27 protein-coding genes are annotated in these 24711 nt (G+C 41.3%); 6 read left to right on the top strand and 21 right to left on the bottom strand.

What is annotated here, in order from left to right; genetic code table 11:
- Nucleotides 1–29: 29 nt before the first annotated feature.
- The 8 genes from HXY43_RS14615 to HXY43_RS14580 form a co-directional block, all read right to left on the bottom strand.
- Nucleotides 30–245, bottom strand: a complete 216-nt coding sequence (locus HXY43_RS14615; RefSeq protein WP_290884009.1) for a 4-oxalocrotonate tautomerase family protein — start codon at nt 243–245, stop codon at nt 30–32.
- 87 nt (nt 246–332) lie between these two features.
- Nucleotides 333–1478, bottom strand: coding sequence for a hydrogenase formation protein HypD (hypD, locus tag HXY43_RS14610; RefSeq protein WP_290884007.1), 1146 nt, complete (start codon nt 1476–1478; stop codon nt 333–335).
- A gap of 106 nt (nt 1479–1584) precedes the next feature.
- On the bottom strand, nt 1585–1839 hold the full coding sequence (locus HXY43_RS14605; RefSeq protein ID WP_290884005.1) for a HypC/HybG/HupF family hydrogenase formation chaperone: 255 nt from the start codon (nt 1837–1839) through the stop codon (nt 1585–1587).
- 155 nt (nt 1840–1994) lie between these two features.
- Complete coding sequence (hypF, locus tag HXY43_RS14600; RefSeq protein WP_290884062.1) at nt 1995–4364, bottom strand: carbamoyltransferase HypF; 2370 nt, start codon at nt 4362–4364, stop codon at nt 1995–1997.
- 258 nt (nt 4365–4622) lie between these two features.
- A complete protein-coding gene (locus tag HXY43_RS14595; protein WP_290884003.1) occupies nt 4623–5099 on the bottom strand; it encodes a NifU family protein in 477 nt (158 codons plus the stop codon).
- Between the two features lie 87 nt (nt 5100–5186).
- Nucleotides 5187–5411 (bottom strand): hypothetical protein, encoded by a 225-nt coding sequence (locus tag HXY43_RS14590; RefSeq protein ID WP_026731083.1) that lies wholly within the window; start codon nt 5409–5411, stop codon nt 5187–5189.
- A gap of 8 nt (nt 5412–5419) precedes the next feature.
- Nucleotides 5420–5659, bottom strand: coding sequence for a hypothetical protein (locus HXY43_RS14585; RefSeq protein ID WP_290884000.1), 240 nt, complete (start codon nt 5657–5659; stop codon nt 5420–5422).
- Nucleotides 5660–5751: 92 nt separating this feature from the next.
- Nucleotides 5752–6726: a hypothetical protein gene (locus HXY43_RS14580; protein WP_290883998.1), complete on the bottom strand. Its 975-nt coding sequence runs from the start codon at nt 6724–6726 to the stop codon at nt 5752–5754.
- Nucleotides 6727–7525: 799 nt separating this feature from the next.
- Here HXY43_RS14580 and HXY43_RS14575 point away from each other — a divergent pair.
- From HXY43_RS14575 to HXY43_RS14565, 3 genes are all read left to right on the top strand, one after another.
- Entirely contained in the window at nt 7526–8488 is a 963-nt protein-coding gene (locus HXY43_RS14575) for a hydrogenase small subunit (protein WP_290883996.1), read from the top strand.
- A gap of 110 nt (nt 8489–8598) precedes the next feature.
- Nucleotides 8599–10194: a nickel-dependent hydrogenase large subunit gene (locus HXY43_RS14570; protein ID WP_290883994.1), complete on the top strand. Its 1596-nt coding sequence runs from the start codon at nt 8599–8601 to the stop codon at nt 10192–10194.
- 105 nt (nt 10195–10299) lie between these two features.
- On the top strand, nt 10300–10722 hold the full coding sequence (locus HXY43_RS14565; RefSeq protein WP_026731078.1) for a hypothetical protein: 423 nt from the start codon (nt 10300–10302) through the stop codon (nt 10720–10722).
- A 398-nt stretch (nt 10723–11120) separates the two neighbouring features.
- Here the strand turns inward: HXY43_RS14565 and HXY43_RS14560 are convergent, their stop codons facing one another.
- The gene (locus tag HXY43_RS14560) at nt 11121–11333 is read right to left on the bottom strand and encodes a helix-turn-helix transcriptional regulator (RefSeq protein ID WP_290884060.1); all 213 of its coding nucleotides are present in this window, start codon (nt 11331–11333) and stop codon (nt 11121–11123) included.
- 418 nt (nt 11334–11751) lie between these two features.
- Between HXY43_RS14560 and HXY43_RS14555 the strand changes: the two genes are divergently transcribed.
- Nucleotides 11752–12576, top strand: coding sequence for a carbonic anhydrase (locus tag HXY43_RS14555; protein ID WP_290883992.1), 825 nt, complete (start codon nt 11752–11754; stop codon nt 12574–12576).
- Nucleotides 12577–13206: 630 nt separating this feature from the next.
- On the opposite strand, the gene HXY43_RS14550 is transcribed toward HXY43_RS14555, so the two are convergent.
- The 6 genes from HXY43_RS14550 to HXY43_RS14525 form a co-directional block, all read right to left on the bottom strand.
- On the bottom strand, nt 13207–13809 hold the full coding sequence (locus HXY43_RS14550) for a heme-copper oxidase subunit III (protein WP_290883990.1): 603 nt from the start codon (nt 13807–13809) through the stop codon (nt 13207–13209).
- 189 nt (nt 13810–13998) lie between these two features.
- Nucleotides 13999–15702 (bottom strand): cytochrome c oxidase subunit I, encoded by a 1704-nt coding sequence (gene ctaD / locus HXY43_RS14545; protein WP_290883988.1) that lies wholly within the window; start codon nt 15700–15702, stop codon nt 13999–14001.
- A gap of 14 nt (nt 15703–15716) precedes the next feature.
- Nucleotides 15717–16682: a cytochrome c oxidase subunit II gene (locus tag HXY43_RS14540; RefSeq protein WP_026731074.1), complete on the bottom strand. Its 966-nt coding sequence runs from the start codon at nt 16680–16682 to the stop codon at nt 15717–15719.
- A gap of 57 nt (nt 16683–16739) precedes the next feature.
- A complete protein-coding gene (locus tag HXY43_RS14535; RefSeq protein WP_290883985.1) occupies nt 16740–17345 on the bottom strand; it encodes a DUF2231 domain-containing protein in 606 nt (201 codons plus the stop codon).
- Nucleotides 17342–17842, bottom strand: a complete 501-nt coding sequence (locus tag HXY43_RS14530) for a DUF2231 domain-containing protein (RefSeq protein ID WP_290883983.1) — start codon at nt 17840–17842, stop codon at nt 17342–17344. Before HXY43_RS14530 ends, HXY43_RS14535 begins: the two co-directional genes overlap by 4 nt.
- A gap of 514 nt (nt 17843–18356) precedes the next feature.
- Nucleotides 18357–18749, bottom strand: coding sequence for a hypothetical protein (locus tag HXY43_RS14525; protein WP_290883981.1), 393 nt, complete (start codon nt 18747–18749; stop codon nt 18357–18359).
- On the opposite strand from HXY43_RS14525, the gene HXY43_RS14520 reads away from it, so the two are divergent.
- Nucleotides 18743–19264 (top strand): hydrogenase maturation protease, encoded by a 522-nt coding sequence (locus HXY43_RS14520; RefSeq protein ID WP_290883979.1) that lies wholly within the window; start codon nt 18743–18745, stop codon nt 19262–19264. The genes HXY43_RS14525 and HXY43_RS14520 overlap by 7 nt on opposite strands.
- Before the next feature lie 132 nt (nt 19265–19396).
- On the opposite strand, the gene HXY43_RS14515 is transcribed toward HXY43_RS14520, so the two are convergent.
- The 3 genes from HXY43_RS14515 to HXY43_RS14505 form a co-directional block, all read right to left on the bottom strand.
- A complete protein-coding gene (locus tag HXY43_RS14515; RefSeq protein ID WP_290883977.1) occupies nt 19397–19765 on the bottom strand; it encodes a hypothetical protein in 369 nt (122 codons plus the stop codon).
- A gap of 598 nt (nt 19766–20363) precedes the next feature.
- Complete coding sequence (locus tag HXY43_RS14510; protein WP_290884064.1) at nt 20364–20588, bottom strand: hypothetical protein; 225 nt, start codon at nt 20586–20588, stop codon at nt 20364–20366.
- A 161-nt stretch (nt 20589–20749) separates the two neighbouring features.
- On the bottom strand, nt 20750–21346 hold the full coding sequence (locus HXY43_RS14505; protein ID WP_290883975.1) for a CBS domain-containing protein: 597 nt from the start codon (nt 21344–21346) through the stop codon (nt 20750–20752).
- A gap of 1025 nt (nt 21347–22371) precedes the next feature.
- Here HXY43_RS14505 and HXY43_RS14500 point away from each other — a divergent pair.
- A complete protein-coding gene (locus tag HXY43_RS14500; protein WP_290884058.1) occupies nt 22372–22581 on the top strand; it encodes a molybdopterin-binding protein in 210 nt (69 codons plus the stop codon).
- 82 nt (nt 22582–22663) lie between these two features.
- On the opposite strand, the gene HXY43_RS14495 is transcribed toward HXY43_RS14500, so the two are convergent.
- The 3 genes from HXY43_RS14495 to HXY43_RS14485 form a co-directional block, all read right to left on the bottom strand.
- Nucleotides 22664–23611 carry a heme o synthase gene (locus HXY43_RS14495; protein WP_290883973.1) on the bottom strand — a complete coding sequence of 316 codons (948 nt, stop codon included), beginning with the start codon at nt 23609–23611 and terminating at the stop codon, nt 22664–22666.
- A 92-nt stretch (nt 23612–23703) separates the two neighbouring features.
- Nucleotides 23704–23955: a FeoA family protein gene (locus HXY43_RS14490; protein ID WP_290883971.1), complete on the bottom strand. Its 252-nt coding sequence runs from the start codon at nt 23953–23955 to the stop codon at nt 23704–23706.
- A gap of 302 nt (nt 23956–24257) precedes the next feature.
- The gene (locus HXY43_RS14485) at nt 24258–24557 is read right to left on the bottom strand and encodes a 2Fe-2S iron-sulfur cluster-binding protein (protein WP_026731065.1); all 300 of its coding nucleotides are present in this window, start codon (nt 24555–24557) and stop codon (nt 24258–24260) included.
- Nucleotides 24558–24711: the final 154 nt, after the last annotated feature.

The raw sequence follows: 24711 nt of genomic DNA, 5'->3' as shown, positions 1-24711 counted from the left end.
AGCGTAACGCACCTTACAACTAACTAGATTTATACACCTTTTTCAACGTGCCTACCACTATGTTTATCAATATGCAAAACACCCCCCACGCCCCAATTCTCTCGTTCAAATTCATCAATGTGTACTGTCACCCACTCTGGTTTAGTACCCATAGTAGAAACTAGTGCATCAGTAATTGCTTGCACCAGTTGCCGTTTCTTTTCTATAGAATGACCTTTAGCAATTTGAACAGTAATAAATGGCATAATCTTCTTCGTGTCCTTTGTGTCCTACCCTAGCGGGAAGCCGCTAGCGCGTCTATGTGGTTAGTTAAAAAAATATTCTTCCGTTCGCTAAACCCCTACTCCTTCTTTCTCAACCCCTATATCCTTCGCCACCTGAGAAAAGCGACCATATTTGTAATAAGCTGCACAAGCACCTTCAGAAGACACCATACAAGTTCCAATTGGTGTTTCTGGAGTGCAAGCTGTGCCAAATACCTTGCATTGCCAAGGCTTCAACACACCCTTGAGAATTTCTCCACACTGACAAGCTTTATGATCGGCAACTTTAAGATTTGGAATCGTAAACTTCAATTCTGCATCGAACTGGGCATATTCAGGACGAATTTTTAATCCCGAATAGGGTATATCACCCAAGCCACGCCAATCAAAATTTTCTCGCACTGCAAACACTTTATTCATAGCAGTAAGCGCGATTTGATTTCCTCCCTTCTCCACCAATCTGTTATATTGATTTTCGACTTCGCAGCGATTTTCTACTAATTGCCTTAACAGCATCCAAATTGATTGGAGAATGTCTAAAGGTTCAAATCCCGAAATCACAATTGGCTTGTGATAGTGTTGGGAAATAAACTGATAAGGGTCAGTGCCAATTACCATACTGACATGACCAGGCCCGATAAATCCATCTAGTTGTAAATCAGGATTATCCAACAATGCTTCTAAAGCAGGAATCACGAGGACGTGATTGCAAAACATGCTGAAGTTATTAATATTTTCCGCTGCTGCTTGTAGGATGGTAAAAGCAGTACTGGGGGCTGTAGTTTCAAAACCTAAGGCAAAAAATACAACTTCTTTGTTAGGATTTTCTTTGGCGATTTTGAGACTATCCAGTGGCGAGTACACCATGCGAATATCTGCGCCTTGTGCTTTGGCTTGCAACAGGCTTGTTTTGGAACCAGGAACCCGCATTGCATCGCCAAAGGTAGCAAAGATGACGTTGGGATTTTGGGCGATCGCGATCGCATCATCTAACCTACCCTTTGGCATTACGCACACCGGACAACCAGGCCCGTGAATTAATTCAATTGCTTTGGGTAGGACTTCTTCAATACCATATTTAAATATAGAATGGGTATGACCGCCGCACACTTCCATAATTTTGATATTCTTGCCCAACAGGTTGGACAATTTTTCTATTTGCCCAAGTAATGCCTCAGCTTTAGAAGGATCGCGAAATTCATCTACATATTTCATATGAATGTTAGTAGGTAGTAGTTAGTAGTTAGTAGGTAGTAGTTAGTAGTTAGTAGTTAGTAGTTAATTTTTTACTTGTTAACCACTATCCACTAACTACTATCCACTAACCAGTTGCCATTACTTCTGCAATTTCTTGCAGTAGCTGTAATGTTTCCACTGCTTCTTTTTCGTTAATGCGGTTCATGGCAAAGCCAACATGAACTAACACCCAGTCACCAACGCAAGATTCAGGAGGATGTTGATCATCAATAATACAAGCAATATTAACTTGACGTTTGACACCAGCAACGTTGACAATTGCTAGTTTGTTATTAGTGTCTGTTATTTCGATGATTTGACCGGGTATGCCTAAGCACATAGTTTATTTTCCTTATAAAGGCGTGTTATGGATTTAAGATTTTTGTGGTGATAATAAGTCTTTTTTTAAGTACTACAAAGTACACAAATAAAAAGAGGAGGAGCAGACAAATTATTTAGATTTACTAGATTTGCTATATATATAATGTTGATGAGTTATTCGCTGAGAATTTGAACTGCTGCAATTATTGCTTGACCAAGTGATAAACCGCCATCGTTACAAGGAACTAAGCTGTGAGTTAGTATATTTAAGCCCAAGGTTTCCAGGTGTTTGCTAACCTGGTCTAACAAGATACTATTTTGAAAAACTCCTCCTGTTAAAACGATATTTTTGATTAGATTTTCTTGACACAGATGGTTAACCATCTCAACTATAGCTTTAGCCAAACCTGTGTGAAATTTCGCAGCCATGATTCTTTGTGGAATTTGCTGCTGCAAGTCATCTAGTAAGGCTTGCCACATTGGTCGAGGGTCTATACAGTAAATATTATCTAAAATGGCAATATCAAAAGAATAATTTAGTTTTTCTTCATTATTATTTAAGCTACTGGCATCGACTAAAGCTTCCATTTCAATTGCTGCTTGTCCTTCATAGCTACATTCTTCTCGGCAAATACCGATAGCAGCGGCGACAGCATCAAACAATCGTCCCACTGAAGAAGCTAATGGTGAGTTGATTCTTTTTAAATTAAGTTGGTTAAGAAGGTTTAATGGCTTTTGTTCTAAAAATTTGATTATTTCTAAAGTGCCATATTTATTTTTTAAATATTCCCAACTAAAAGCTGAAATTAATTGAGCATAGGTGTTACGCCAAGGTTGATAAATTGCTTGTTCTCCACCAATCATTGCCACTGGCTTAAATTTTGCTAGTCGCTGAAAAGTCTGGTAATTTGCTAATAAAAATTCTCCACCCCAGAGTGTGTTATCTTCACCATAACCTAAACCATCTAAGGCGATACCTAACACAGGTGGTGAATCCAGAGGCAGATGATGTTCTGCCATGCAAGCAGCAATATGGGCGTGATGGTGTTGAATGGGGTAGAGTTTGATTTGATTTGCCGCTGCTAGTTCTTTGCCGAGTTTTGTTGACAGATATTCGGGGTGTTTATCGATGGCGATCGCTTTTGGTTTATGCTCGAATAAATTCAAGTATAAATTGAGAGTATCTTGATAAGCAGTAAAAGCGGCAGCGTTTTCTAAATCTCCCAAATGTTGAGATAAAATTGCTTGTCCATCTCGGATTAAACAAAAGGTATTTTTTAACTCGCCGCCCATTGCTAAAATTTGGGGAACATCATGAAACCCAGATGGTAAATTAATTGGTGCTGGTGCATATCCTCTGGCACGACGAATCATTCGTACTTGATCGCAAACTACTCGCACCACTGAATCATCTACGCGGTTAACAATCTCCCGATTATGTAAAAGAAAATAATCAGCAATTTGCCCTAATTTTTCTCGTGCTTCATCATTATCAATACATTGCGGTTCATCAGAAAGATTGCCACTAGTTAGGACAATTGGGCGATTCATCCGCTTGAGAATTAAGTGATGCAAGGGTGTATAAGGTAGCATGAAGCCGAGGGTATTTTGCCCTGGTGCTACTGATGGGAAGATGGGGAGAGAAGTAATTCCTCTTTGTTCCTTTATTTCCTTTACCCGCATTAACACAATTGGTGCGGCGGGAGTTTGCAGTAATTCTCTTTCTTTATCACTGATAGTGCAGTATTGTGCAATTATTTCAATGTCACGTGCCATCAAAGCAAAAGGTTTGTGATACCGTTGCTTGCGCTGGCGTAGTTTTTGCACAGCAGTTTCATTCGTTGCATCGCAAGCAAGATGAATCCCGCCTATGCCTTTGATAGCCACAATCTCACCTTTTTGCAACAAAGTACAGACAGCATCGACATCATCCAGCATGGAAAACATTGAAGCTGTAATTGGTTTACCATCAGCACGTTCTAACCATGCTTTGGGGCCACAAACATGACAAGCTATAGGTTGGGCATGAAAGCGGCGATTTTCAACATCGTTATATTCTTTAGCGCACTCCGGACACATAGAAAACGCAGCCATGCTGGTGTTGCAACGGTCATAAGGAATGGTACGAATAATACTCAGGCGGGGGCCGCAATGGGTACAATTAGTAAAGGGATAGCGATACCAGCGGCTATAGAAGTCGAAGATTTCTTGTTGGCATTGCGGACAAGTCGCAGCGTCGGGGGCAATTTCTGTTTTTACCGCACTACTAACACTGTGAGAAATCACAAAATCATTGAAAGAAAATTCCCCATCACAGCGGTTACGTGTTAGTTCATTAATTCTTGCTAACGGAGGACATTCTTGTTGCAATCTTTTCACAAATTCTTCTATAGATGCACCAGTCCCAGATACGCGAATTAAGACACCTTCACCATCATTACAGACATCACCACACAATCCGCAAGCTTTCGCCAGTCGATAAACAGTAGGGCGAAATCCTACTCCTTGAACAGTACCGCGAACTCTAATTTCTTCAGTAGTCATATTTTGCAGAATTTCACCCCTTAATTCCCTTTCTATCAGCACAAAAGCAGATAATTCTTGATAATACGAACACAGATGCACACAGATTCTTCATCAGTGTGCACCCCCTCATTCCCCCTACAAGAGGGGGAAGGCAGAGGAAAAACTTTTATTTATTGTGCATCTGCGATCGTTATCATCATAAAACTAGTCTTTGCAACAGGCATTACAAACAAATGCGATTTCGACTAATTCGACAGTAGCGTAACTACTAAAAAATTACCCTACCGCGATGACGTTATTAATTTCCGGACAATATGCCTTAATTGCCTGTTCAATTCCTTGAGATAAAGTTAACGTGGAAGCCGGACAATGACTACAAGTGCCAATTAATCTCACTTCTACTGTATCCGGTTCTTTCACTGCTACTAATACCACATCACCATTATGGCTTTTCAAACTAGGACGAACTTCATTCAATGCTTGTTGAACACGTTGTGTTAAAGGTGGCGTTGGTGGTTTGACTAGTTCGTGATAAAGCAAAATGCCGTAGACTATTTCATCTTTAACGGCATTACGCAAAGCTGACATTGATTCTTGTTTGACACTTTTAATTAAGCGGGTTAACGCTTCTTTATGCAAGTCTTCGATCGCCCGTTTCAATCCTATGGCTACGCACCTTTGGCTTTCATCCCACTCGGATATTATCGCTTCAAAACGACTAATTTCTTGTACTAATTCCTCAAGGGTAGTCATTAGAGATTGGTTAGTAGTTAGTAGATAGTGGTTAGTTGTTAGTTGTTAGTACGAATAACTCATCACAAACAACTAACAACTAATTATTCACTTCATTTTGAAGTCTTTAAGCAGAAACGGCATTACAGTACCCGTTGTTAAACTGGATGCTACCACTGCTAGCCACAACGGAAATTTTAAGAATAAAGGTAAAATTAGTAGTAGTAAACCTATACCAGCACCAATACTGGTTTGCTGCCAAAAGTACTTTGGATCGCGTATTAGCTTGCCTTTAAAAAATAATCTAGCGGAAAACCAACCTATTTCTAACATAAAATCTCCTAGAATTGAGGACATAAATTCAGCAGGAACAACCCTAAAAGCATCGCTGGAATCACAGCAGCAGGGCCAAATAAACCACCAAGCATGGCCGCAAACTGATAACCTACTTCTTCTCCAGCTAAAAGCATTCCGCCAATTGCACCACCTACTAGAGAGAATCCAGTTGCTATTAACAACAAAATTGTTCCTGTCAGCAAGTTGATATCACCAATCGCTAAGCTTGTGAGTATGTCTGTCATGATGTATTCTCCTTATAAATGGTTAGTAGTTAGTAGTTAGTAGTTAGTGGTTAATAGGTTATTGTTTCCTACTATCTACTAACCACTATCCACTAACCCTTACTCCCTATTTCCGTCTCAATATCTTGCAAAATTTGGGCTACTACTTGGGCTTGTTCTATTTGTCTATGCTGGGTAAAAATTTCCCAAGCTTGTTGATAGTAGGCACGCGCTTGTCTGAGGTTTTGAGGATTACCTGTTTCTGGTTTGTTCAAGTCATCGGGTAAGTTGAATAAGGCGTTGGCTTTGTTCGCAATCGTATTGGCGTATTCTAAGGGTGTATCTTTGGCATTACGCACTTTTAAAGCTTCGTCATAAGCGGCGATCGCCCGCACCAAATTATCCAAGGGATGAGATGATGGTAAATATTGCAGGGCGTTGCCTAAATTATTCTGCAACATCGCATATTCCCTGGGATGATCGATGATATTAATGTGCTTTAGTGCTGCCTCAAAAGTCTGTACTGCCAAGCCTTCAAACAAATATTGCTGTTGCGAACCACTAGACATGGAAAGGTAGGCGATCGCAATATTGTTGTGTAAAATCGCATATTCCTGGGGGTATTTTTCCCAGGTAAACACCCGCAAAGCTTCTTGATATACCTGAATACTATCTGCTATTCGTGCCAAGTTGAATGGTACTAGAGACTGTAGCACCAAGCCATAGTTCATCTGGGCTTCGGCAATTTCTTCAGGTGAGGCAAACTCTTGCAAAGCTGGTAAGGCTTCTGTGTATAACTCTTTCGCTTGCAGTAGCAAGTCTTCCGCGTCATTTGGTATTGCCCGTAGCGCCCCCGCCATTCCCACTTTTGCCCGCGCTTTCAGCAGCAGGTAATCTTCACCAGATAATTTTTCTGCTTGTTGATACAGCGCGATCGCATTCCACAAATCTTGGGCAGTTTTTGGCTTTTTGACAAAGCCATGCGCCATTTCAATCAGCATCTCGATTTTATCCTTGGTTGATGCTGACTCAGAGGCAATAGCAGCGATCGCTGCTTTCACCGCAGCATCTGTGATACTTGGAATCATGGGAAGTGTGGAATTGCAAATAAGAAGGTGGAATCTCTTTGTGTCTTGGTGGTTCAAGATTTTTTTAACCACCAAGGCACTAAGACACCAAGTATTTTCAACTCAACTGGGTAGGAATCAATATTAATGATGAAAGTTTATTGTTGGTTATTGATTCTTGCTCGCTAACCACCAACCATTTACAACCTTCACTAATATAAATCAGCCTATCATCAAAATTCTAGTCACTAGACATCATTATTGATTTAATTCCAGTACTATTAATTTTTTTAACATTTTTGATTTTTTCAAGTGTAAAACTCTTGGCATATATTTGCTGTCTCTACTTAATTTTTACGTTAAATTTACTGCTGATTTTAAGTTTAATAAGCCATAAATATGATAGCTTTATGACTTATTTGAGTGTATTTTAATATCCATTTTAAACTCAAATTACTTATTAAAAACTTTCTTTTAACTCTAAAATTAAGAATTTAGCATTACTAGAGTTGGTATGAATACTGAATATAATGATATTTGATGCAACTATATATTCTGTATTTATAATTACTAAAAAAATAGTTTATGCCTGTTGATTTAGTTGAATTTAATACTTTATTTTTTTTTAAAAGCATATATAATTGGAAATAAAAATATTTGATATTGAAAGGTAAATGATAATTTGCGGGTAAAACTCTACAAGCCTCATTAATGTCCTTTAGTTAGGGAAAGGGTAAAGGATGAGTAGGTGAGAATTGTTGCTTTATCTTTACCTAATTTCTGGAAGAAGTCTATTGTCAACATTACAAATACGCAGCCAATGACTAACGTATTATGGCTACAAGGTGGTGCCTGTTCCGGCAACACCATGTCATTTTTAAATGCCGAAGAACCTACTGTCTGCGATTTAATTTCTGACTTTGGCATCAACTTACTATGGCATCCCTCTTTGGGATTGGAACTAGGAGACAATCTCCAAGCAATGCTGTGGGATTGTGCCCTCGGCAAAATACCTCTAGATATTTTGGTATTTGAAGGTACGGTAGTTAATGCCCCCAACGGTACGGGAGAATGGAATCGTTTCGCCCACCGTCCGATGAAAAATTGGGTCAGCGACTTAGCAAAAGCTGCTAAATTTGTAGTTGCTGTGGGTGACTGTGCTACCTGGGGTGGAATTCCCGCCATGGCCCCCAACCCCAGTGAATCCCAGGGTTTACAATTTCTCAAGCGCCAAAAAGGTGGTTTTTTAGGGGCAGATTACCGTTCCAAAGCAGGATTGCCCGTAATTAATATTCCCGGATGTCCCGCCCATCCCGACTGGATAACGCAGATATTAGTGGCGATCGCCACCGATCGCATCGGCGATATTACCCTTGACGAACTCCATCGTCCCCAAACCTTCTTCAAAACCTTTACTCAAACAGGTTGTACTCGCAACATCCACTTTGCCTATAAAGCAACCACTGCCGAATTTGGTCAGCGTAAAGGTTGCCTGTTTTATGACTTGGGTTGTCGCGGCCCCATGACTCATTCTTCCTGCAACCGCATCTTGTGGAACCGCGTTTCATCCAAAACCCGTGCTGGAATGCCTTGTTTGGGTTGTACTGAACCAGAATTCCCCTTCTACGATCTCAAACCTGGAACTGTATTTAAGACTCAAACCGTGATGGGAGTTCCCAAAGAATTACCACCAGGAGTGAAGAACAAAGACTACGCCTTACTCACCCTAGTCGCAAAAGATGCTGCACCCGCTTGGGCAGAAGAAGACTTTTTCTTAGTTTAGTTAATGGTTAGTGGTTATAGATAGTAGTTAGTAGATATTCCTTCACCACTAACCACTAACCACTAACCACTAACCACTAACTACTAACTACTAACTACCAACAAAACATTATGGGTATTCAAACATTAGACATCTCGCCCGTCGGGAGAGTAGAAGGTGATTTAGATGTGCGAGTCGAAATCGAAGATGGTCACGTAGTCAACGCCTGGACTCATGCCGAACTCTTCCGAGGATTTGAAGTCATTCTGCGTGGCAAAGATCCCCAAGCAGGATTGATTGTTACACCTCGTATTTGCGGTATTTGCGGTGGTTCTCATCTCACTTGTGCATCTTGGGCATTAGATACCGCTTGGGAAACAGAAGTTCCGCGCAATGCGATTTTAGCCAGAAATCTCGGTCAAATAGTTGAAACAATCCAAAGTATACCTCGTTATTTTTACGGTCTATTTGCCATTGATCTGACTAACAAAAAATACCAGCATAGCCGCTACTATCAAGAAGCTGTCCGACGTTTTGCAGCTTTTACTGGTAAACATTACGAAATTGGCGTCACAATTTCTGCTAAACCTGTAGAAATTTACGCCCTCTTGGGTGGTCAATGGCCCCATTCTAGCTACATGGTTCCTGGTGGTGTGATGTGCGCCCCTACCTTAACAGACATTACCCGCGCCTGGTCAATTCTGGAATACTTCCGCACTAATTGGTTAGAACCAGTGTGGTTAGGTTGTTCGCTAGAACGCTACGAACAAATTCAGACCTATGATGACTTCATGGCCTGGTTACATGAAAACCGCAACCATCGCCAGTCTGACCTAGGTTTCTATTGGCGCATGGGTTTAGATATCGGTCTAGATCAATTTGGCGCTGGTGTAGGTAAATACGTCACTTGGGGATATCTACCTCATGAAGATAGATACCAGAAGCCAACAATAGCAGGGCGGAATGCTGCCACGATCATGAAGAGTGGCGTATATGACAGTTATACCGACACTCACGTCTTGATGGATCATACCTTTGCCCGCGAAAATACCACTCACTCTTGGTATGACGAAGGCACAGGAGATGTTCACCCCTTTGACCGTACTACCAACCCCACCCAAAAGAATAACAAAGACTTCAATAACTCCTATTCTTGGTCAACAGCAGTACGCCACATCGAACACGGACGCTTGGAAGCCGGCCCCTTAGCACGACAATTAGTAGCAGGTGGTAAACATGGTGAATCTTGGCAGCACTACGACGGATTTATCCTAGATGTCTTCAAGCGTATGGGTGGCCCCAGCGTGCATGTGCGCCTACTATCACGAGTTCATGAAATTGTCAAGTTATATCGCCAAGCCGAACGCTGTCTACGCGAGTTCAAACTAAATGAACCCTGGTACATCAAACCGAAAGAAAAAGACGGACGCGGTTGGGGTGCAACAGAAGCAGCGCGAGGTTCATTGTGTCACTGGGTAGAACTAGAAGACGGCAAGATTAAAAATTATCAGGTGATCGCCCCTACAACTTGGAACGTCGGGCCCCGTGACGCTGAAGAAAAACGCGGCCCGATTGAAGAGGCTTTGATAGGTACACCGATTGCCGATCCGACCGATCCGGTGGAAGTAGGTCATGTAGCACGGTCATTTGATTCCTGCTTAGTGTGTACCGTTCACGCCCACGATGCGAAGACGGGTAAAGAACTGGCACGTTTCCGCACCGCATAATCTGCTTTTAACTTGGTGTCTTAGTGTCTTTGTGGTTCAAAAATTATTTTATTAACCACCAAGGCACTAAGACACAAAGAAAACTGAAATTTATAAGGTAAGCTAGTGTCTGATTTAGAATTGCACAAGTATCTTTCTGGCCTTCCCGAAGCAGTACTGCGAGAGTTCACACAATGGTGTGTTCTAGAACAAGCAACAGCAGCGGGATACGAATTTACTCCGGATTTAATGAAGTTAGAGAACCTGGCGGCAGTAGACTACATCAACGAACTTATCGGTCAATTTGTGGAAGCAACCAGGAAATCGATTGAAGGAAGTATGGCGATTTTAGTAGCAGGAAAGCAAGCTGACAACCACGCTTTGCCTGGTATAGCAGCTATAGTTGATTTCATTTCTCTTTACGTTAGGTATTTAGTTCCTAAAGGCGAGAAAAATGAACTGCCTCCAGAAGAGAAATTAACTCAAGCCTCACAAGAACAGTTTGAGCAACTTGGTCAAATCGCTAAAAAATATGGTGTAGAAATCTAAACTGTATCGCACTCTGCTTCTAGCTGGTAACGCCCTCTCAACACATCCCGTCTCTGAATGCTTGTGGGATGTAAACTGACAGGGCGATACTAAACTTACTCTCAAAATTCGATGCCGTATTTGCAGGCGATCGCTGCCATCTCATTGTTATCTACTTGCACTCCTCAGCTTTCCTATCAATTGTATTCATTTGAGTCTCCATGTTTCAAATACATCCAGAAAATTAGACGCGATCGCCTTCCTAAAAAATAAAACTTTGTGACTAAATAAGCGTAGCGATTGTGCTTTGTGTTGTCTTTACTAAAAATTGCCAAAATTTTACAAATCTTGCTAGTTAAGTTTGGTTTAGCGTTAATTCATCCTAGAGATAGAAATCATTGTTCACCTAAAAGGCAGGATCATAGCCCTCGTCGATAAGCGGTGGGGGTGATGCCAGTATGTTTGCGAAAGAACGTAGTGAAATGACTGTGACTAGTAAATCCCAGGCGATCGCTAATTTCTGTAATGGACAACTCCCACTTTGCCAACAGCCGTTTTGCAGTTTCAATCCGGCATCGAATCACATACTGCCGGGGTGTAAGCCCCATAGCTTGTTTGAATAACCGAGTAATCCCAAGAATTACTTCTTTGGACGAAACAGAAGGAAGCTTTTCTCAATACAATTGCCTGTATCAAAGCGATCGCATTTACAAAAACTGCTTGCCTACAAGAGTGAGTAAAGATTTGCGTAAAATTGGTGATATCTTCGATTTAAATCTCAATTTTAGATATTGCTTTTTTAGTAAGTTTCACCTAGTCTCATATATTTTGGTTACTAACTTGACAATCGAATTGTTCGGGTTCGTATCGCCTGCGAAAATATCTGCTTTTTTCCGACTTTGTTACATTTGTGTTTCGAGTTTGTCACCGTCACTTATTTAATCTAATACCTAAGATCACACTCCAAAACAGTAGTGCAGGCAGAGCCCTTGCTCACAAAACGTCCGCACTACATTTCTCAAAGCAAACACTGCCGAGGAGTTATAAGCAATGAAGAAATTACTTAAAGGTTTGCAGGAATTTCGGGCAAATTACGTCCCTGCCCATCGGGACTTGTTAGCACAACTCGCTCATGGTCAAAAGCCGAGAGTAATGTTCATTACTTGTTCTGACTCCCGGATTGACCCTAACCTACTTACCCAGACAGAGATAGGTGAGCTATTTATCGTTCGCAATGCCGGAAACATCATCCCGCCCTACGGAGCAACTAATGGGGGCGAAGGAGCAACGATTGAATATGCCATTCAAGCATTGGGCATCGAGCAAATCATTGTCTGCGGTCACTCCCAGTGCGGTGCAATGAACGGATTGCTACATCTCAACAAGCTTCAAGAAGATATGCCGCTAGTGTATGACTGGCTCAAGCACGCGGAAGCGACTCGTAGACTCGTGAAAGATAGCTACAAAAACTACACCGATAAAGAACTGCTAGAAATTGCGGTTGCGGAGAATGTGCTAACGCAAATCGAAAATTTGAAGACCTATCCATCAGTCCACTCCAAGCTGTATCAGGGCAAACTCCAGATTTACGGCTGGGTTTACTACATCGAGACAGGCGAAGTGATGGCTTACGATCCCAAAACCCATACCTACATGCATCCCCAAAGTCAATTGCCTGACTACGATGCTAACGATGAGCCAACCCAAACGCCTTTTATTCACACCAGTGCCCCACCTGTTGCCTGCGAGCTCGCTCACCAGGAAGCCCTCTATGCAGAAATGGTTGGGCAGGATGGCAATGGTGCATCCCAAGAGCCTGTTTTGACACCTTGGCTCCCACCCGAACAAGTCCAAGCAGATCTATCGAGGGTCTAGAACACTGATTCAGTAATCTTCAAATGAAAAGAAGGACAAGGAGGACAAAACAATTCAAAAGTCACGCATTCAAAAGTCAAAAGTAAAGATTTTAATTTTGATTTTTGACTTGGTACTTTTGACTTCCCGAAGCGTGTCTTCTTCCTCTCCCTTGTCTCACCAATCAAGACAGTTGGTGCGTCATACTTAGTAAAATATTGCACAAATTCGTAACGAATTAAATTTGGAAACACTCTGTGTTCCTCTGCGTTTAAAAAAGCTACGATTTTACGCAAAACTGTACTTAAGCTAACGCACCAAAAACTTTAACTTTAGAGTGTAAATATTCACTTCAACCAATAAATAAGTAGGTCAGTGGAAATAAATCAAGCTATGTTACGAAACATAAATATGCTTGAAATCCTTACCAATGACCCTTACGGGTACCCTGCGGGAAGCCGCGCTGCGCGCGTCTGGTGCCAACAGCGAGTGGGGGACTCACCGGCCCCCACGACTGACTCTGAGTGGGGATTGGGGGCTTCGGGGCCCCCTCTGGGGTTGGGGGAGGAACCCCCTTTGGAGCGCGCTAGCTCACCAATGACTAATGACGACCTTAACTAGTTAGCTTTATTTGTACCGACCTACTTAACGTCACTGCCATATATAGATCAGAATAAACAAAATAATCCAAATTACGTCAACAAAGTGCCAAAACAGCGAAGTGGCATTCACTCCAAAGTGACCAGAATCGTAATTACCTGGAATGAAGGAACGTACCAAAATAATCAACTGCAACAGGATGCCGGTGAGAACGTGCAAACCGTGGAAACCAGTTAGTAGGTAAAACATCCCACCAAATGCACCAGAAGTAAAGCCAAATTCCAAGCTATTCCATTCAATTGCCTGTCCAAACAAAAAGTAACTTCCCATCGCGATCGTTGCCAACAGATACAGGCGAAAACCCCATAAATTGTGACTTCCAAGGGCACGTTCTGCCAAGTAAATGACAAAGCTACTGGCAACAAGAACCACCGTATTAATTGCAGGCGCTACAACTTCTAATCCTTCAATACCAGGTGGCAACCAATTAGGAGTTGTTATTTTATAAACAATATATCCAGCGAAAAAGCTCAGAAAAATAACACTTTCAGATAGCAGAAACACAACGAAGCCAAACATCTTATTGCCTTCTTCGTCATGAACATGCTCTGTCTGATGCAGTTGCAACTCCTCTGAAATCATATAACCGTCCATGCTTGAATTCTCCTTTATTTGCAAGCTGTGACAGCTTTGCTGAAGCGTGATGTGGAAATTCATGCTCATTCTTGAGCTTTTTAACTTCGTGTCTTAGTGTCTTGGTGGTTCTAATCATTGCTTTTTCACCACATAGACGCGCAGCGGCTTCCCGCAGGGTAGGCACAAAGACACAAAGATCTGGCCGCGTTATTCTACACCTGTCAAAGTTGGGCTGACAGATACATGCTTCTGTGTGTGAGCTTGAGCAACTAATGGTTCCGACTTGCCATAACCATAAGGTGCGCTGACAACAACAGGAATCTCTTCAAAGTTTTCTACAGGAGGTGGTGAAGAAACCTCCCATTCCAAGCCAATTGCGTGCCAGGGGTTATCTGGTGCTTTCTCACCCTGCATCCATGCACCAATCATGTTGAGAATAAAGGGTAGCGTAGACATACCTAATAGAAATGCGCCAAGACTAGCAACAATATTCCAGAATTCATACTCTGGTGCGTAGGAAGAGACTCTACGCAACATTCCTTGTAATCCTAAGGGATGCATGGGGAAAAAGTTGAGGTTAGTGCCGATGAATGCTAACCAGAAGTGTAGTTTGCCTAAGCCTTCGTAGTACATCCGTCCAGTCATCTTCGGGAACCAGTGATAGATGGCTGCATACATTCCCATCGTCACCGTCCCATACAAAACATAGTGGAAGTGACCAACAACAAAGTAGGTATTGTTGACATGAACATCAACAGGCACGGAGGAAAGCATAATGCCTGTAATGCCTGCAAACACAAACAACACCAATCCACCTAGGGCAAACAGCATGGGTGTAGTTAACCGCATTCTACCGCCCCAAATCGTCGCTACCCAGGCAAACACCTTAATACCAGTGGGTACAGATACAAACATCGTTGTCAGCATGAAAATCATCCGCATCCAGCCGGGAGTACCACTGACGTACATGTGATGTACCCAGACAATAGCGCTGACTACGGCAATCAGGAGTGAGGAAACGGCGACTACTTTATAACCAAATAGGGGTTTACGGGCATAAACTGGAAATATTTCCGAGAAAATGCCGAAAATGGGCAAAATTATCACGTAAACAGCGGGGTGGGAGTAGAACCAGAAGTAATGCTGGAACATAACTGGATTCCCTCCGTTGGCGGGATCAAAAAAGCCCGTACCAACTGTGAGATCGAGTAGCAGCATCACCGCGCCTGCTGTCAGTGCTGGGAGTCCGAAGAGTTGGATAATCTGAGCGCTGAATACTGCCCAAACAAATAAGGGCATCCGGAAGAAAGTCATGCCCGGTGCGCGCATCTTGACTATGGTGGTGACAAAGTTGACTGCCCCCATAATTGAGGATACGCCGGAAATTGCTACCGCCAACAGCCAGATAACTTGACCGTTAATCAAGTTACCTGTGGGGTTTTGGAGACTAACTGGCGGATAAGACCACCAACCAGCTTGGGCTGGGCCGCCAGGGACAAAAAAGCTGGCCATCAATAGAATGCCGACTATCGGCACCATCCAAAAGGCGGCGGCGTTGAGGCGGGGAAATGCCATGTCGCGTGCGCCAATCATAAGTGGTACGAGGTAGTTGGCTAGGCCTACCAGTGATGGGAATGTCCACAAGAACAGCATGACTGTGCCATGCATGGTGAACATACCGTTGTACATGGTGCGATCGACTAAATCTGCTTCGGGTGTAATTAATTCCCCCCGCAGCACCATCGCAAATATACCGCCGACAAGAAAGAATATGAACGAGGTAACAAGATACTGAATACCAATGACCTTGTGGTCAGTGCTAAAGCTGAAGTATCGCTTCCAGTCGTTGGAACTGTCGTGGTGAGATTGTTCAGCTGCGATACCGATGCTTTCGATGGAAATATTCGTCATCGCTTTGTTTCCTTTTAACCAGGATAATTAACTAGAGGAGGTTCGGCAGGGGCGACTGTTGCCCAACCGGATGGGGATGACTGATTTGCAGCTTGGGCATATTCAGAAGCTGCCTGATTTGATGCAGTTGTCGGCTTGTGGGTTGCAGTTTTGGCAAGCCAATGGTGGTAATCTTCAGCGGATTCAACTACTACATTCGCTTGCATGGTTGCAAAGTAAGTGCCACTGTATTGAGAATCAGTCAGTCGATATTTGCCAGTACGGATAGGAGTGAATTCAAAGTCAATAGTTTGATTGGGAACAATATCTTGCTTTACACGAAAGGCGGGAACGTAGAAGCCGTGTAGAACATCCTCTGATTGCAGTGCCAAACGCACTCTTTTATTAGCAGGTAGGTGCAGTTCAGTACTGGTGACATTTTTTTCTGGATAGTGGAAGACCCAAGCCCATTGTTTAGCAAGAACGTCGATTTTTTCTACAGATTCTGAGTTTGCCACCAATACAGAAGATGTCTCCGCGTCACCGTGTCCCCGCGTCCCCGTGTCCTGCATCGGTGCTGCATAGGCCGATTCCATTCCTATTGGAATGTGCAGGTGGACGTGCTCCATTGGCCCTTGAATACCCATTTGCTCGTAGATTTGGTAGCTGTAACCAGCAATCCAAAACACTAGCAAAATTGGAATGGCTGTCCAGACAACTTCTAGGGTTATATTACCTTCTATTGGAGGCCCGTCAATAATCTCGCCCTTTTTCGCCCGATGGAAAATTACGGAATATATCAGCGTTCCGGTAACTCCCAGGAAAATGAATGCTCCGAGTGTAACCAAGAAGCTAATCAAATCATCAACGAGTCGCGATTCAGCAGCAGCTTCTGGAGGAAGCCAGGAGTAAGCCTGTTTCCCAATCCAGAGACTAGTAGTAACAAGAGCGATCGCACTCGTAATCAAGGTTAAAATCTTCAGTAATTTCTGGATTTTCATGGTTAGTAGTTGGTAGTTGGTGGTTGGTAGTTGGTTGAAACAAACAACAAACAACATTTACTTAATCATTGCGTTGAGGTCTTGACCGACTCTTAGTAACTGGTCGGCAGTATTGTGTACTCCAAATTCAGCAGCTAGTTGTGCTCCCAGTGTGCCGTGGACGTACATCACAAACATGATTGCCATTCCCACAACTAGATAACTCAGCTGCACTTGTCTATCTTCGTCTTTGCGCCAAGCGAAGCGCTGGAATCCTCGCCAAACTGTCATGCCAACAATTAGCGCTAATAGTAAAACACCACCTACACCATGCCAAAGCATTGTTTCCATGGCCTGCAATCCCCAAGCACTCTTCACATCTAGTGGCGCTTCTGCCAACATGATTTCATAAAAGCCTGCTGCCACTGTAAAAAAGGTGATGATGGCAGAAGCTAGCATGTTGTACCAGCCAACATCAAAGAAGTTGGCACGTTCAACCGGAATTGCCAAAAACTTAAAGACGAATTTTTGCAGGGGGAAGAATACACCGACAACATCAAAGAAAATCCCAATGATGAACAAACCCAAGGTGAGATGAACTAAGTTGGGATGAATAGGAATGGTGTAAGGCAGTCCGTTTGCGCCTAATTGCACTTTCAATTGGTCAATTAGTTCAGAGTTCATCGCAAAATACCATCCTTTACCGCTTCAACAACTGGTACTGTGTGCAGTCCATACACCCAAACAAGTTGATCCCCCAGATATACTTGCATACCAACTATGACAGTCAATAGCAGCCCTACTCCTAGATAAGTGATTGGTAATTTCTGGGGGTTGCGTGTACGAATTACATAACGCCAAGCTGTAATTGCTGCAATGATTCCCGAAAGTGACCAGCCAATCAGGGTATGCATATTCAGTACTGATTTTGCTAGGTGGTAAGGTCTTGCTAGACCTGCTTCAAACTGACCAAAAATGATAGCGACGAAGATGGCAATGGTAGCTAGAAACATATTCCACCAACTCACCTCAAAAAGACGGGAGTTACGGGTAAAATAACCAACTACATCGCAAACAAAAGCAAACAACACCATCGCAATTACGAAGTGAACGATGATGGGATGAATCGTGTCTGGATAAGGTAAGTTATGGTCGTTCAAACGTGTTAAATACTCAAGCATGGAATTCTCCTGGGTATATTTGCTGCATATAAGCTCAACTTCCAAGATTGGCATTCATAAATATCACTACAGGCATTCATATCTAACCGATATAGTTATAATCTGTACGTGGCGAAATCCGGTTAGTTAAGAATCAGCTTGGTTTTAGGTTTGGATGAATTTAGTTTAATTTTTAGACTCAAAACTTAATAATTAGCATACAACGATAATATTCTTAAACAAAACTAAAAAATGTATTTTTTAATCAGAACTATAATTACCAAATGTGAATAGTGAACTATATAGGACTCTGTTGAAAAATAATGTAGAGACGCGTACACCGCAGGCGTTCCCGCAGGGTAATTTCGCATCTCTACAAGGATTTTGGGTATGGAGAACTTGTAAAAATTGTTTTGCCAAAGATTTATGTATACAAAATAGCGATCGCCACCTTCAGTCACGAAGTTATGAAGCTTTCACATTTTCCCTCGTTTGAGAAATAATAGTGTTTTGTTGATTGCGGTTAACTGTGGAGTTACCAGTTAATGCACTGTTGACCTTTAATGAAGTGTCCTGGACAGCCCTGTTTGCCACAATAATATTTCTCAAGCAGCTCACTCAATCTAATCTGGTTAATGCACTGTTGACCTTTAACCAAGTGTCCTGGACAGCCCTGTTTGCCACAATAATATTTCTCAAGCAGCTCACTCAATCTAATCTCAGGCATCTTGTTGATTTTAGGTATTTCAAAATTAATAGTGTCGAAAAGGCACTGTTCATATTGGCTGTGATGCCCTGGGCAGCCTCGTTTACCGCAATGATACATCTTATTCATGGTAATCTCCAGCTTACGAAGTGATAAAGCTGTATATTTTCCCAATTCTAAAACATTGACCTCACAGACTTTAGGAATAGTAACAAATGACAAACGACATAGACGCGCCTTCTTCAGCTTTCCGCAGGTTAGGACAAATAACCATTATTGGTTGCGGCAATCTGAATCGTAGTGATGATGCTGTAGGTGTCATAGTCGCTCAACACTTACAACAATATCTTGTTGAACATCCCCATCCTCATGTGCAAGTTTATGATTGCGGAACTGCTGGGATGGAAGTGATGTTTCAAGCAAGAGGTAGTAAACAGTTAATAATTATTGATGCAAGTGCAACGGGTTCCGAACCGGGCGCTGTGTTTAAAGTTCCTGGAAAAGAACTGGAGGCCCTGCCGGAACCCAGTTATAATTTGCATGATTTTCGTTGGGATAATGCTTTAGCCGCAGGTAGGAAAATCTTTCAGAATGACTTTCCCGAAGAGGTTATAGTTTACCTAATTGAAGCGGCAAATCTTGGTTTCGGTTGGGAGTTAAGTCCTGTTGTCAAAAACTCTGCTGACTTAGTTTTTGCAGAAATTAAAGCGATGATTGAACAGGGAGTTAGTAGTTAGTGGTTAGTAGTTAGTGGTTAGTAGTTAGTAGTTAGTGGTTAGTAGTTAGTGGTTAGTAGTTAGTGGTTAGTAGTTAGTGGTTAGTGGTTAGTAGTAAACACCCAACAACCAACAACCAACAACCAACAACCATTAAGCCATATCTCGGTAAACTGATAACTCATCTACTCTCATTTCAAAAGGCATTCCTTCTTTTTTGGGCGGATAAACGCGAATTTTAGCACTGCTCACGATCTCACCTAAAACTGCTGCCATTGGCACGATTTTTTGAAGGACACGCCAGTTAGTAATTTGGTCTGTACATTCGATTACTAAGGTTAAAATACTAGCATGACTTGTGACATACCATCGACAACTAGATAACAAATTTTGAATAGTGCGATCGCAAGCATTATAAAAATAACTGCTAATAGAATTCTCTAGTCGCTGGCGCAGTATGATATCTGCTGAAGTTAGTTGAATAGGATGTGAATCATCCTTGGGCAAAAAATTCTTCTTCATCTCCTTCTCTCTGCAATTCTCAATTTAGTTTATAAGTACAATTGCATATAGTACATCTCAATTAGTCTCTAAAGAGTCTAAGTTTCATCATCCTAAAAGGTAGCTATTTCACTACATTTATCCTCCCAGCGATCGCTACACATATACAGCTTTTGTCCTAAAAAGCTAGCTAGACCTATAATAAACATAAAAAATCAAAAAAAAGAATCTTTTGATACTATTAATTTGTAAAATATAACTCTCAAAAATATCATCAATTAATTCATAAATAAGGGTTAGAAAATTATTCTCAACTTCCAAATTATATCTACTATCTGTTATGCCTCAAGTTTCTCTGAAATGTACGTAAACTCCCGTGAAATAAAGAGTATATGCTGATGACTTCCTTGCAACTTCTAAGAATTATCTTGCTAAAAGTTCTCAAAGAAAATTGCACGGTTTAACCAAATAAATAAAGGTATTTGATTCATGATATTTATTCTCACTCTTCTATGAATCTAGGATAAACATTAAACGCATATGACTGAGTAGATGCATTTATATGCTTGAGGTCGGGTAAGACCGATCAGCAGGATTACTTTGTAGGTCATGATAAGTTTTACCCGATTTTCCTGTAATTGACTGCATTTTTAATAATTCTTAAGACTTCCAAAGTGGCAGAAAAATCTATCACTTTGAAGTCATCTAAGTTTTGTAACTCTAAATTGGGATGGTGTTCTAAAAGCAACTGAACTACTTCTGTCTTGCCAGCCGATGCGCCTACATCAAAACTTTGGCACCGATCATCGATGTTAACTAATGTAGGGTAGGTATCACTTAACATACTCGAATAATTTTAATTTCAGGTTAATGGAGTGTGTTCACCTTACGGTTATTAAGAATGGTTCAAGATATCAATTTGGAGAAACCCGGTTTATACAATAAACCGGGTTTCTATTAATTCAGGATGAGTTGCTAAGTAAGATTACTTTTACGATCGGACTGTTAACCTACACTCACTGATTGCCGTCCATTAGAGAATAGCTCTCTAGCTGATTTTTCTGGTTTTGGTGCGCCATAAAAACATGCTTCTGCTTGGAGTTCGTCTACAAAATCCCAAGCTTCAACAGCTTTTTTAGAATCCGCACCATAGTTAACAGAAATTGAGCGAGCATTTGATATGGCTTTGTGGAGTTCTTTTTGCAAGAATGCTAACTTGGGCTTTTCAAGGAAGTCACCTTTAGTAATAATATCGGTGACAGAAATAATGCCAAGTAGTTCACCTTGGATAACAGGCGCACGCCAAACACCTGTATTGGCAAATAACCGTGCTACATATTCCACGTCAAGGTCAGGATTGACAACGATGCAGGGCTTGCTCATAATTTCGTAGACATGTGTCTGTTTGGGGTCTTTTCCATAAGCGACCACCTTAGACACAATATCAGTCTCGGTAACAATACCGTAAGCGTCTGCATCGTTACGAGGTTCTACAATCAACGCTCGTAATTCTTTGAGCCTCATGAGTCTGACTGCTTCTGCTACAGTAGCTGAACCGCGGATAGTTGCTACATCTTGAGTCATAATGTGTTTGGCTCTCATAATTCCTGCTCCTTTTCCTTTATGTAAGGAAATCGCCTCTATCATTCTTTCCTAGCTGCGTGCGCCTCAAGCACACACGCCTTACCTAAACTCAGGTTGTTTAGATTTACTGCTGCCAAAAGCGATTACGAAAATTGCGAAGGGTTGTTCTGTTCTCTCTAAATAAATCTGACTTTTTCTAGGAGTAAACTTACGCATTTCCCCGTTATTTACTATCTTGAAGATATCTTCTTTGCTCCAGTTTACAAATTCGCTCAGCTTGAGCATGGCATTTATTTAGAGAACTATATAGTCGCTTTTTGCTACTGAAGTTTAGGATTATTGGCAACGCTTTAGCCTACATTCATATAATATCCTCATAAAAAATTTGGACAAGGGGTCAGTTATAAAACTTTGCAGAAATATCTAAATATGAAATATTAAAAAAACACAAAAAAATATGTTTTTTGAACTGAAAAGAGGTAGTAGATAATGGTTAAAACAACAATTACAATTCTTATTAAGAATAAAATTGCGATTAAATATCAATAATTATAGTGTCTTAGAGATTTTTGGTACAAAAAATTGGTCTGTAGAGATGTGAAATTTCGCGTCTCTACAAAGGGTTGTGACGTATTGGGATTTAGGGGGACTCTAAGAATCAAGTTCTGCTCACCGAACTGTATTGTCTTATGGTGAGAATCAATTGGATGGAATACAGCTTGATTGTAATAGGGGTACAAAATTATTTTGTTCCTATCTCGTTTTGCATTAAAATGTAATTATTTATTAGTAAGAGCTTGCGAGTATTTAATTGTAAGATATGATTCTTGCTGAATTTGTTTTTCAAAACTTATGCTGTTCCGGCATTGGTTTCATACAGCTTTACCAGCTAGCTTTGCCACAACAGTAAGTATCTGATATGTGAAAAGTCAAACTTGCAATTTTATATATGATAAATTATAAATACAATCTAAAGAAATACTTATAAATTATGCAAAATAGATATTATTGATGAGGAAAAATTGTCACAACAATATCAAGATATGAAAATTAGCGCTCGTAATACTCTTAAAGCTACTGTAAAAAAAGTTGTACAAGGTTCTGTCAATACAGAAGTTACTTTAGAACTTGCACCTGGAGTAGAGGTGACTGCAATCATTACAAAAGCCTCAGCAGACAGCCTCCAACTATCAGAAGGAAAAGAAGCTTACGCTGTGGTTAAAGCAACAGATGTAATGATTGCTGTTGATTAAGAAATGTTGTTGGTTGTTTGTTGGTTGTTGGTTGTTGATTGGAACAAACAACGAACAACAATCAACAAAGAACAAAATTTAACTAACCACTAACAAATCTAACAATTAACTCAGTAAGTTGATGAGTAATAGGGAAACTATCAACTACCATTGCAGCGCACAGTAACATCATGTAGAGAATAGAGTAGAGGAATAGCGATCGCGCTAATTGTTTTTCCTCTGGGGCTTGCAATAACGCCCACGCTTTTTTGATGAAGATAGCCCCCAATACAAAAGCAGTGCAGGTGTAAATAGCACCCATCACTTGCAGAGGATCTATCAATAAAAATGTGGCAGGAATAAGCACTAAAGTATACGCCCAAATCTGCCTAGCAGCAGTGAGACTATCAGCAACTACAGGCAGCATTGGCACACCCACCTTGGCATAATCTTCACTAATCATCAATGCCAGTGCCCAGAAGTGGGGGGGTGTCCACAGGAATACGATCGCAAATAATAGCCACGCCGTCCAGCTAAGTGTACCCGTTACCGCTGCCCAACCGACCAAAGCCGGAACAGCCCCAGCCGCACCACCAATGACGATGTTAAGAGATGTGTGACGCTTGAGTAAATGGGTGTAGACGCCCACATAAAATAAAATACCGGACATTGCTAACAGAGCGCTCAACAAATTTACAAAGACTGCCAGCAACGTGAAAGAAATACAAGCTAGGGCGATCGCAAATATTAAAGCATGAGCAGGTTGCACTCGACCGGAAGGCAAAGGACGGTGGCGCGTGCGTTCCATTTCATAATCGATATCGCGATCGTAGATACAATTAAATGTTTGGGCGCTAGCAGCAGCAAAAGTACCACCAGCCAGGGTTACTAGCAGCAATACAGGGTCTAATTTTCCTCCAGATGCAATAGACATGCTAGCAGCCGTGGTAATCAGCAACAGAGGGATAATGCGGGGCTTTGTTAGCTGATAGTAACTCTGAGCAACTTGTAAAAAGTTGTGATAGTGGCGCGTGACGGTATTCCCGTTCATATTTTTACTAGTCCCTCTATTGTGAAAATAAGGAAGAAAAAGAGGAAAGAAGGAAGAAGGTGTAAGGATTTTCATCCATTCTCAGAACGCGATTATCTATTAACAACTCGGACATAAAGTGTGCGAGCAATTACCTTATCAATTACCAAGCTTTGATGTTCTACTTTGAGAACAAAATTGGGAAACCGTTGTTCTAAAGTAATGTAAGCTCCTGGAATTAGCCCCAAAGATATCACTTGATTCAGGATTTTTTCGTCCTGACTGTTACAGAACTGAATGATTCCTTTTTCTCCCGCTTTCAGCAATGCTAATGAAGACCCAGTGACACTAAAGCTGTTAAACATTAGTGGTTAGTTGTTAGTTGTTAGTTGTTAGTAGTAGGGCTGCAACACTTTCTACCCTAGTAAGAATTAAATGATTTATAAAATAAAAATAAAAAACAGTGATGAAATATATAGATATACGCTATCTTAAAATTAAGATTTTCTTTGATAAGTAATTGTCATCAACAGCTTACATAATTATGCATAAAATCTCTTTTAGTTTTTCTTCTGTCTTCTTAATAAAGAAGTCATAGCATTGTGAAAGCTACGACTTCAAAATTAGCTAAGGAAAGAAAATATGAAGGGGAGAAAAAATGAGACCTTTAGACAAGATAAGGTTCTTGATGAGTCTTGATTGTGCAATTAGAACGTGGATAAGTAACGCAAAGCAGGGCGAACCCTTTAGAAACCTGCTCATCATCAAGGAAAATTTGCTCAGATTGATCGATTTCACCTTCAACTACCTTGCCAACGCAGCTAGAGCAAGAACCGGAGTGACAAGAAAAGGGGAGTTCAATACCGTTTTCTTCTGCTGCATCTAGGATGGTAGTCTCTTCGTCAACTTCTATTGTGGTATCCAGATCTTCTTTTTTGTTGATTAATCTAACTTGGTAGGTTGCCATTTTCGCGTTCTCCTCAAAAAACTTTGTTGTTGGTTGGGCGTTGCTGAATCAAGATATGAATTTACAATTCACGGGTATGACCAGACGTAGCATTGCTACGTCTCTACAATGATTTGGCATCGAGCTACAAAAATGTATGCAAACATAATTCATG

This window comes from Fischerella sp. (assembly GCF_013388695.1).
Taxonomy (GTDB): Bacteria; Cyanobacteriota; Cyanobacteriia; order Cyanobacteriales; family Nostocaceae; genus PCC9605.
Note: the sequence above shows the minus strand (reverse complement) of the source record. Positions and strands in the feature narration are given on the sequence as shown.

Bases quoted from the DNA above. Each gene is read 5' to 3' on its own strand.
- HXY43_RS14615 (WP_290884009.1), bottom strand. From the start codon at position 245: ATGCCATTTATTACTGTTCAAATTGCTAAAGGTCATTCTATAGAAAAG.
- hypD (WP_290884007.1), bottom strand. From the start codon at position 1,478: ATGAAATATGTAGATGAATTTCGCGATCCTTCTAAAGCTGAGGCATTA.
- HXY43_RS14605 (WP_290884005.1), bottom strand. From the start codon at position 1,839: ATGTGCTTAGGCATACCCGGTCAAATCATCGAAATAACAGACACTAAT.
- hypF (WP_290884062.1), bottom strand. From the start codon at position 4,364: ATGACTACTGAAGAAATTAGAGTTCGCGGTACTGTTCAAGGAGTAGGA.
- HXY43_RS14595 (WP_290884003.1), bottom strand. From the start codon at position 5,099: ATGACTACCCTTGAGGAATTAGTACAAGAAATTAGTCGTTTTGAAGCG.
- HXY43_RS14590 (WP_026731083.1), bottom strand. From the start codon at position 5,411: ATGTTAGAAATAGGTTGGTTTTCCGCTAGATTATTTTTTAAAGGCAAG.
- HXY43_RS14585 (WP_290884000.1), bottom strand. From the start codon at position 5,659: ATGACAGACATACTCACAAGCTTAGCGATTGGTGATATCAACTTGCTG.
- HXY43_RS14580 (WP_290883998.1), bottom strand. From the start codon at position 6,726: ATGATTCCAAGTATCACAGATGCTGCGGTGAAAGCAGCGATCGCTGCT.
- HXY43_RS14575 (WP_290883996.1), top strand. From the start codon at position 7,526: ATGACTAACGTATTATGGCTACAAGGTGGTGCCTGTTCCGGCAACACC.
- HXY43_RS14570 (WP_290883994.1), top strand. From the start codon at position 8,599: ATGGGTATTCAAACATTAGACATCTCGCCCGTCGGGAGAGTAGAAGGT.
- HXY43_RS14555 (WP_290883992.1), top strand. From the start codon at position 11,752: ATGAAGAAATTACTTAAAGGTTTGCAGGAATTTCGGGCAAATTACGTC.
- HXY43_RS14550 (WP_290883990.1), bottom strand. From the start codon at position 13,809: ATGGACGGTTATATGATTTCAGAGGAGTTGCAACTGCATCAGACAGAG.
- ctaD (WP_290883988.1), bottom strand. From the start codon at position 15,702: ATGACGAATATTTCCATCGAAAGCATCGGTATCGCAGCTGAACAATCT.
- HXY43_RS14540 (WP_026731074.1), bottom strand. From the start codon at position 16,682: ATGAAAATCCAGAAATTACTGAAGATTTTAACCTTGATTACGAGTGCG.
- HXY43_RS14535 (WP_290883985.1), bottom strand. From the start codon at position 17,345: ATGAACTCTGAACTAATTGACCAATTGAAAGTGCAATTAGGCGCAAAC.
- HXY43_RS14530 (WP_290883983.1), bottom strand. From the start codon at position 17,842: ATGCTTGAGTATTTAACACGTTTGAACGACCATAACTTACCTTATCCA.
- HXY43_RS14520 (WP_290883979.1), top strand. From the start codon at position 18,743: ATGACAAACGACATAGACGCGCCTTCTTCAGCTTTCCGCAGGTTAGGA.
- HXY43_RS14515 (WP_290883977.1), bottom strand. From the start codon at position 19,765: ATGAAGAAGAATTTTTTGCCCAAGGATGATTCACATCCTATTCAACTA.
- HXY43_RS14510 (WP_290884064.1), bottom strand. From the start codon at position 20,588: ATGTTAAGTGATACCTACCCTACATTAGTTAACATCGATGATCGGTGC.
- HXY43_RS14505 (WP_290883975.1), bottom strand. From the start codon at position 21,346: ATGAGAGCCAAACACATTATGACTCAAGATGTAGCAACTATCCGCGGT.
- HXY43_RS14500 (WP_290884058.1), top strand. From the start codon at position 22,372: ATGAAAATTAGCGCTCGTAATACTCTTAAAGCTACTGTAAAAAAAGTT.
- HXY43_RS14495 (WP_290883973.1), bottom strand. From the start codon at position 23,611: ATGAACGGGAATACCGTCACGCGCCACTATCACAACTTTTTACAAGTT.
- HXY43_RS14490 (WP_290883971.1), bottom strand. From the start codon at position 23,955: ATGTTTAACAGCTTTAGTGTCACTGGGTCTTCATTAGCATTGCTGAAA.
- HXY43_RS14485 (WP_026731065.1), bottom strand. From the start codon at position 24,557: ATGGCAACCTACCAAGTTAGATTAATCAACAAAAAAGAAGATCTGGAT.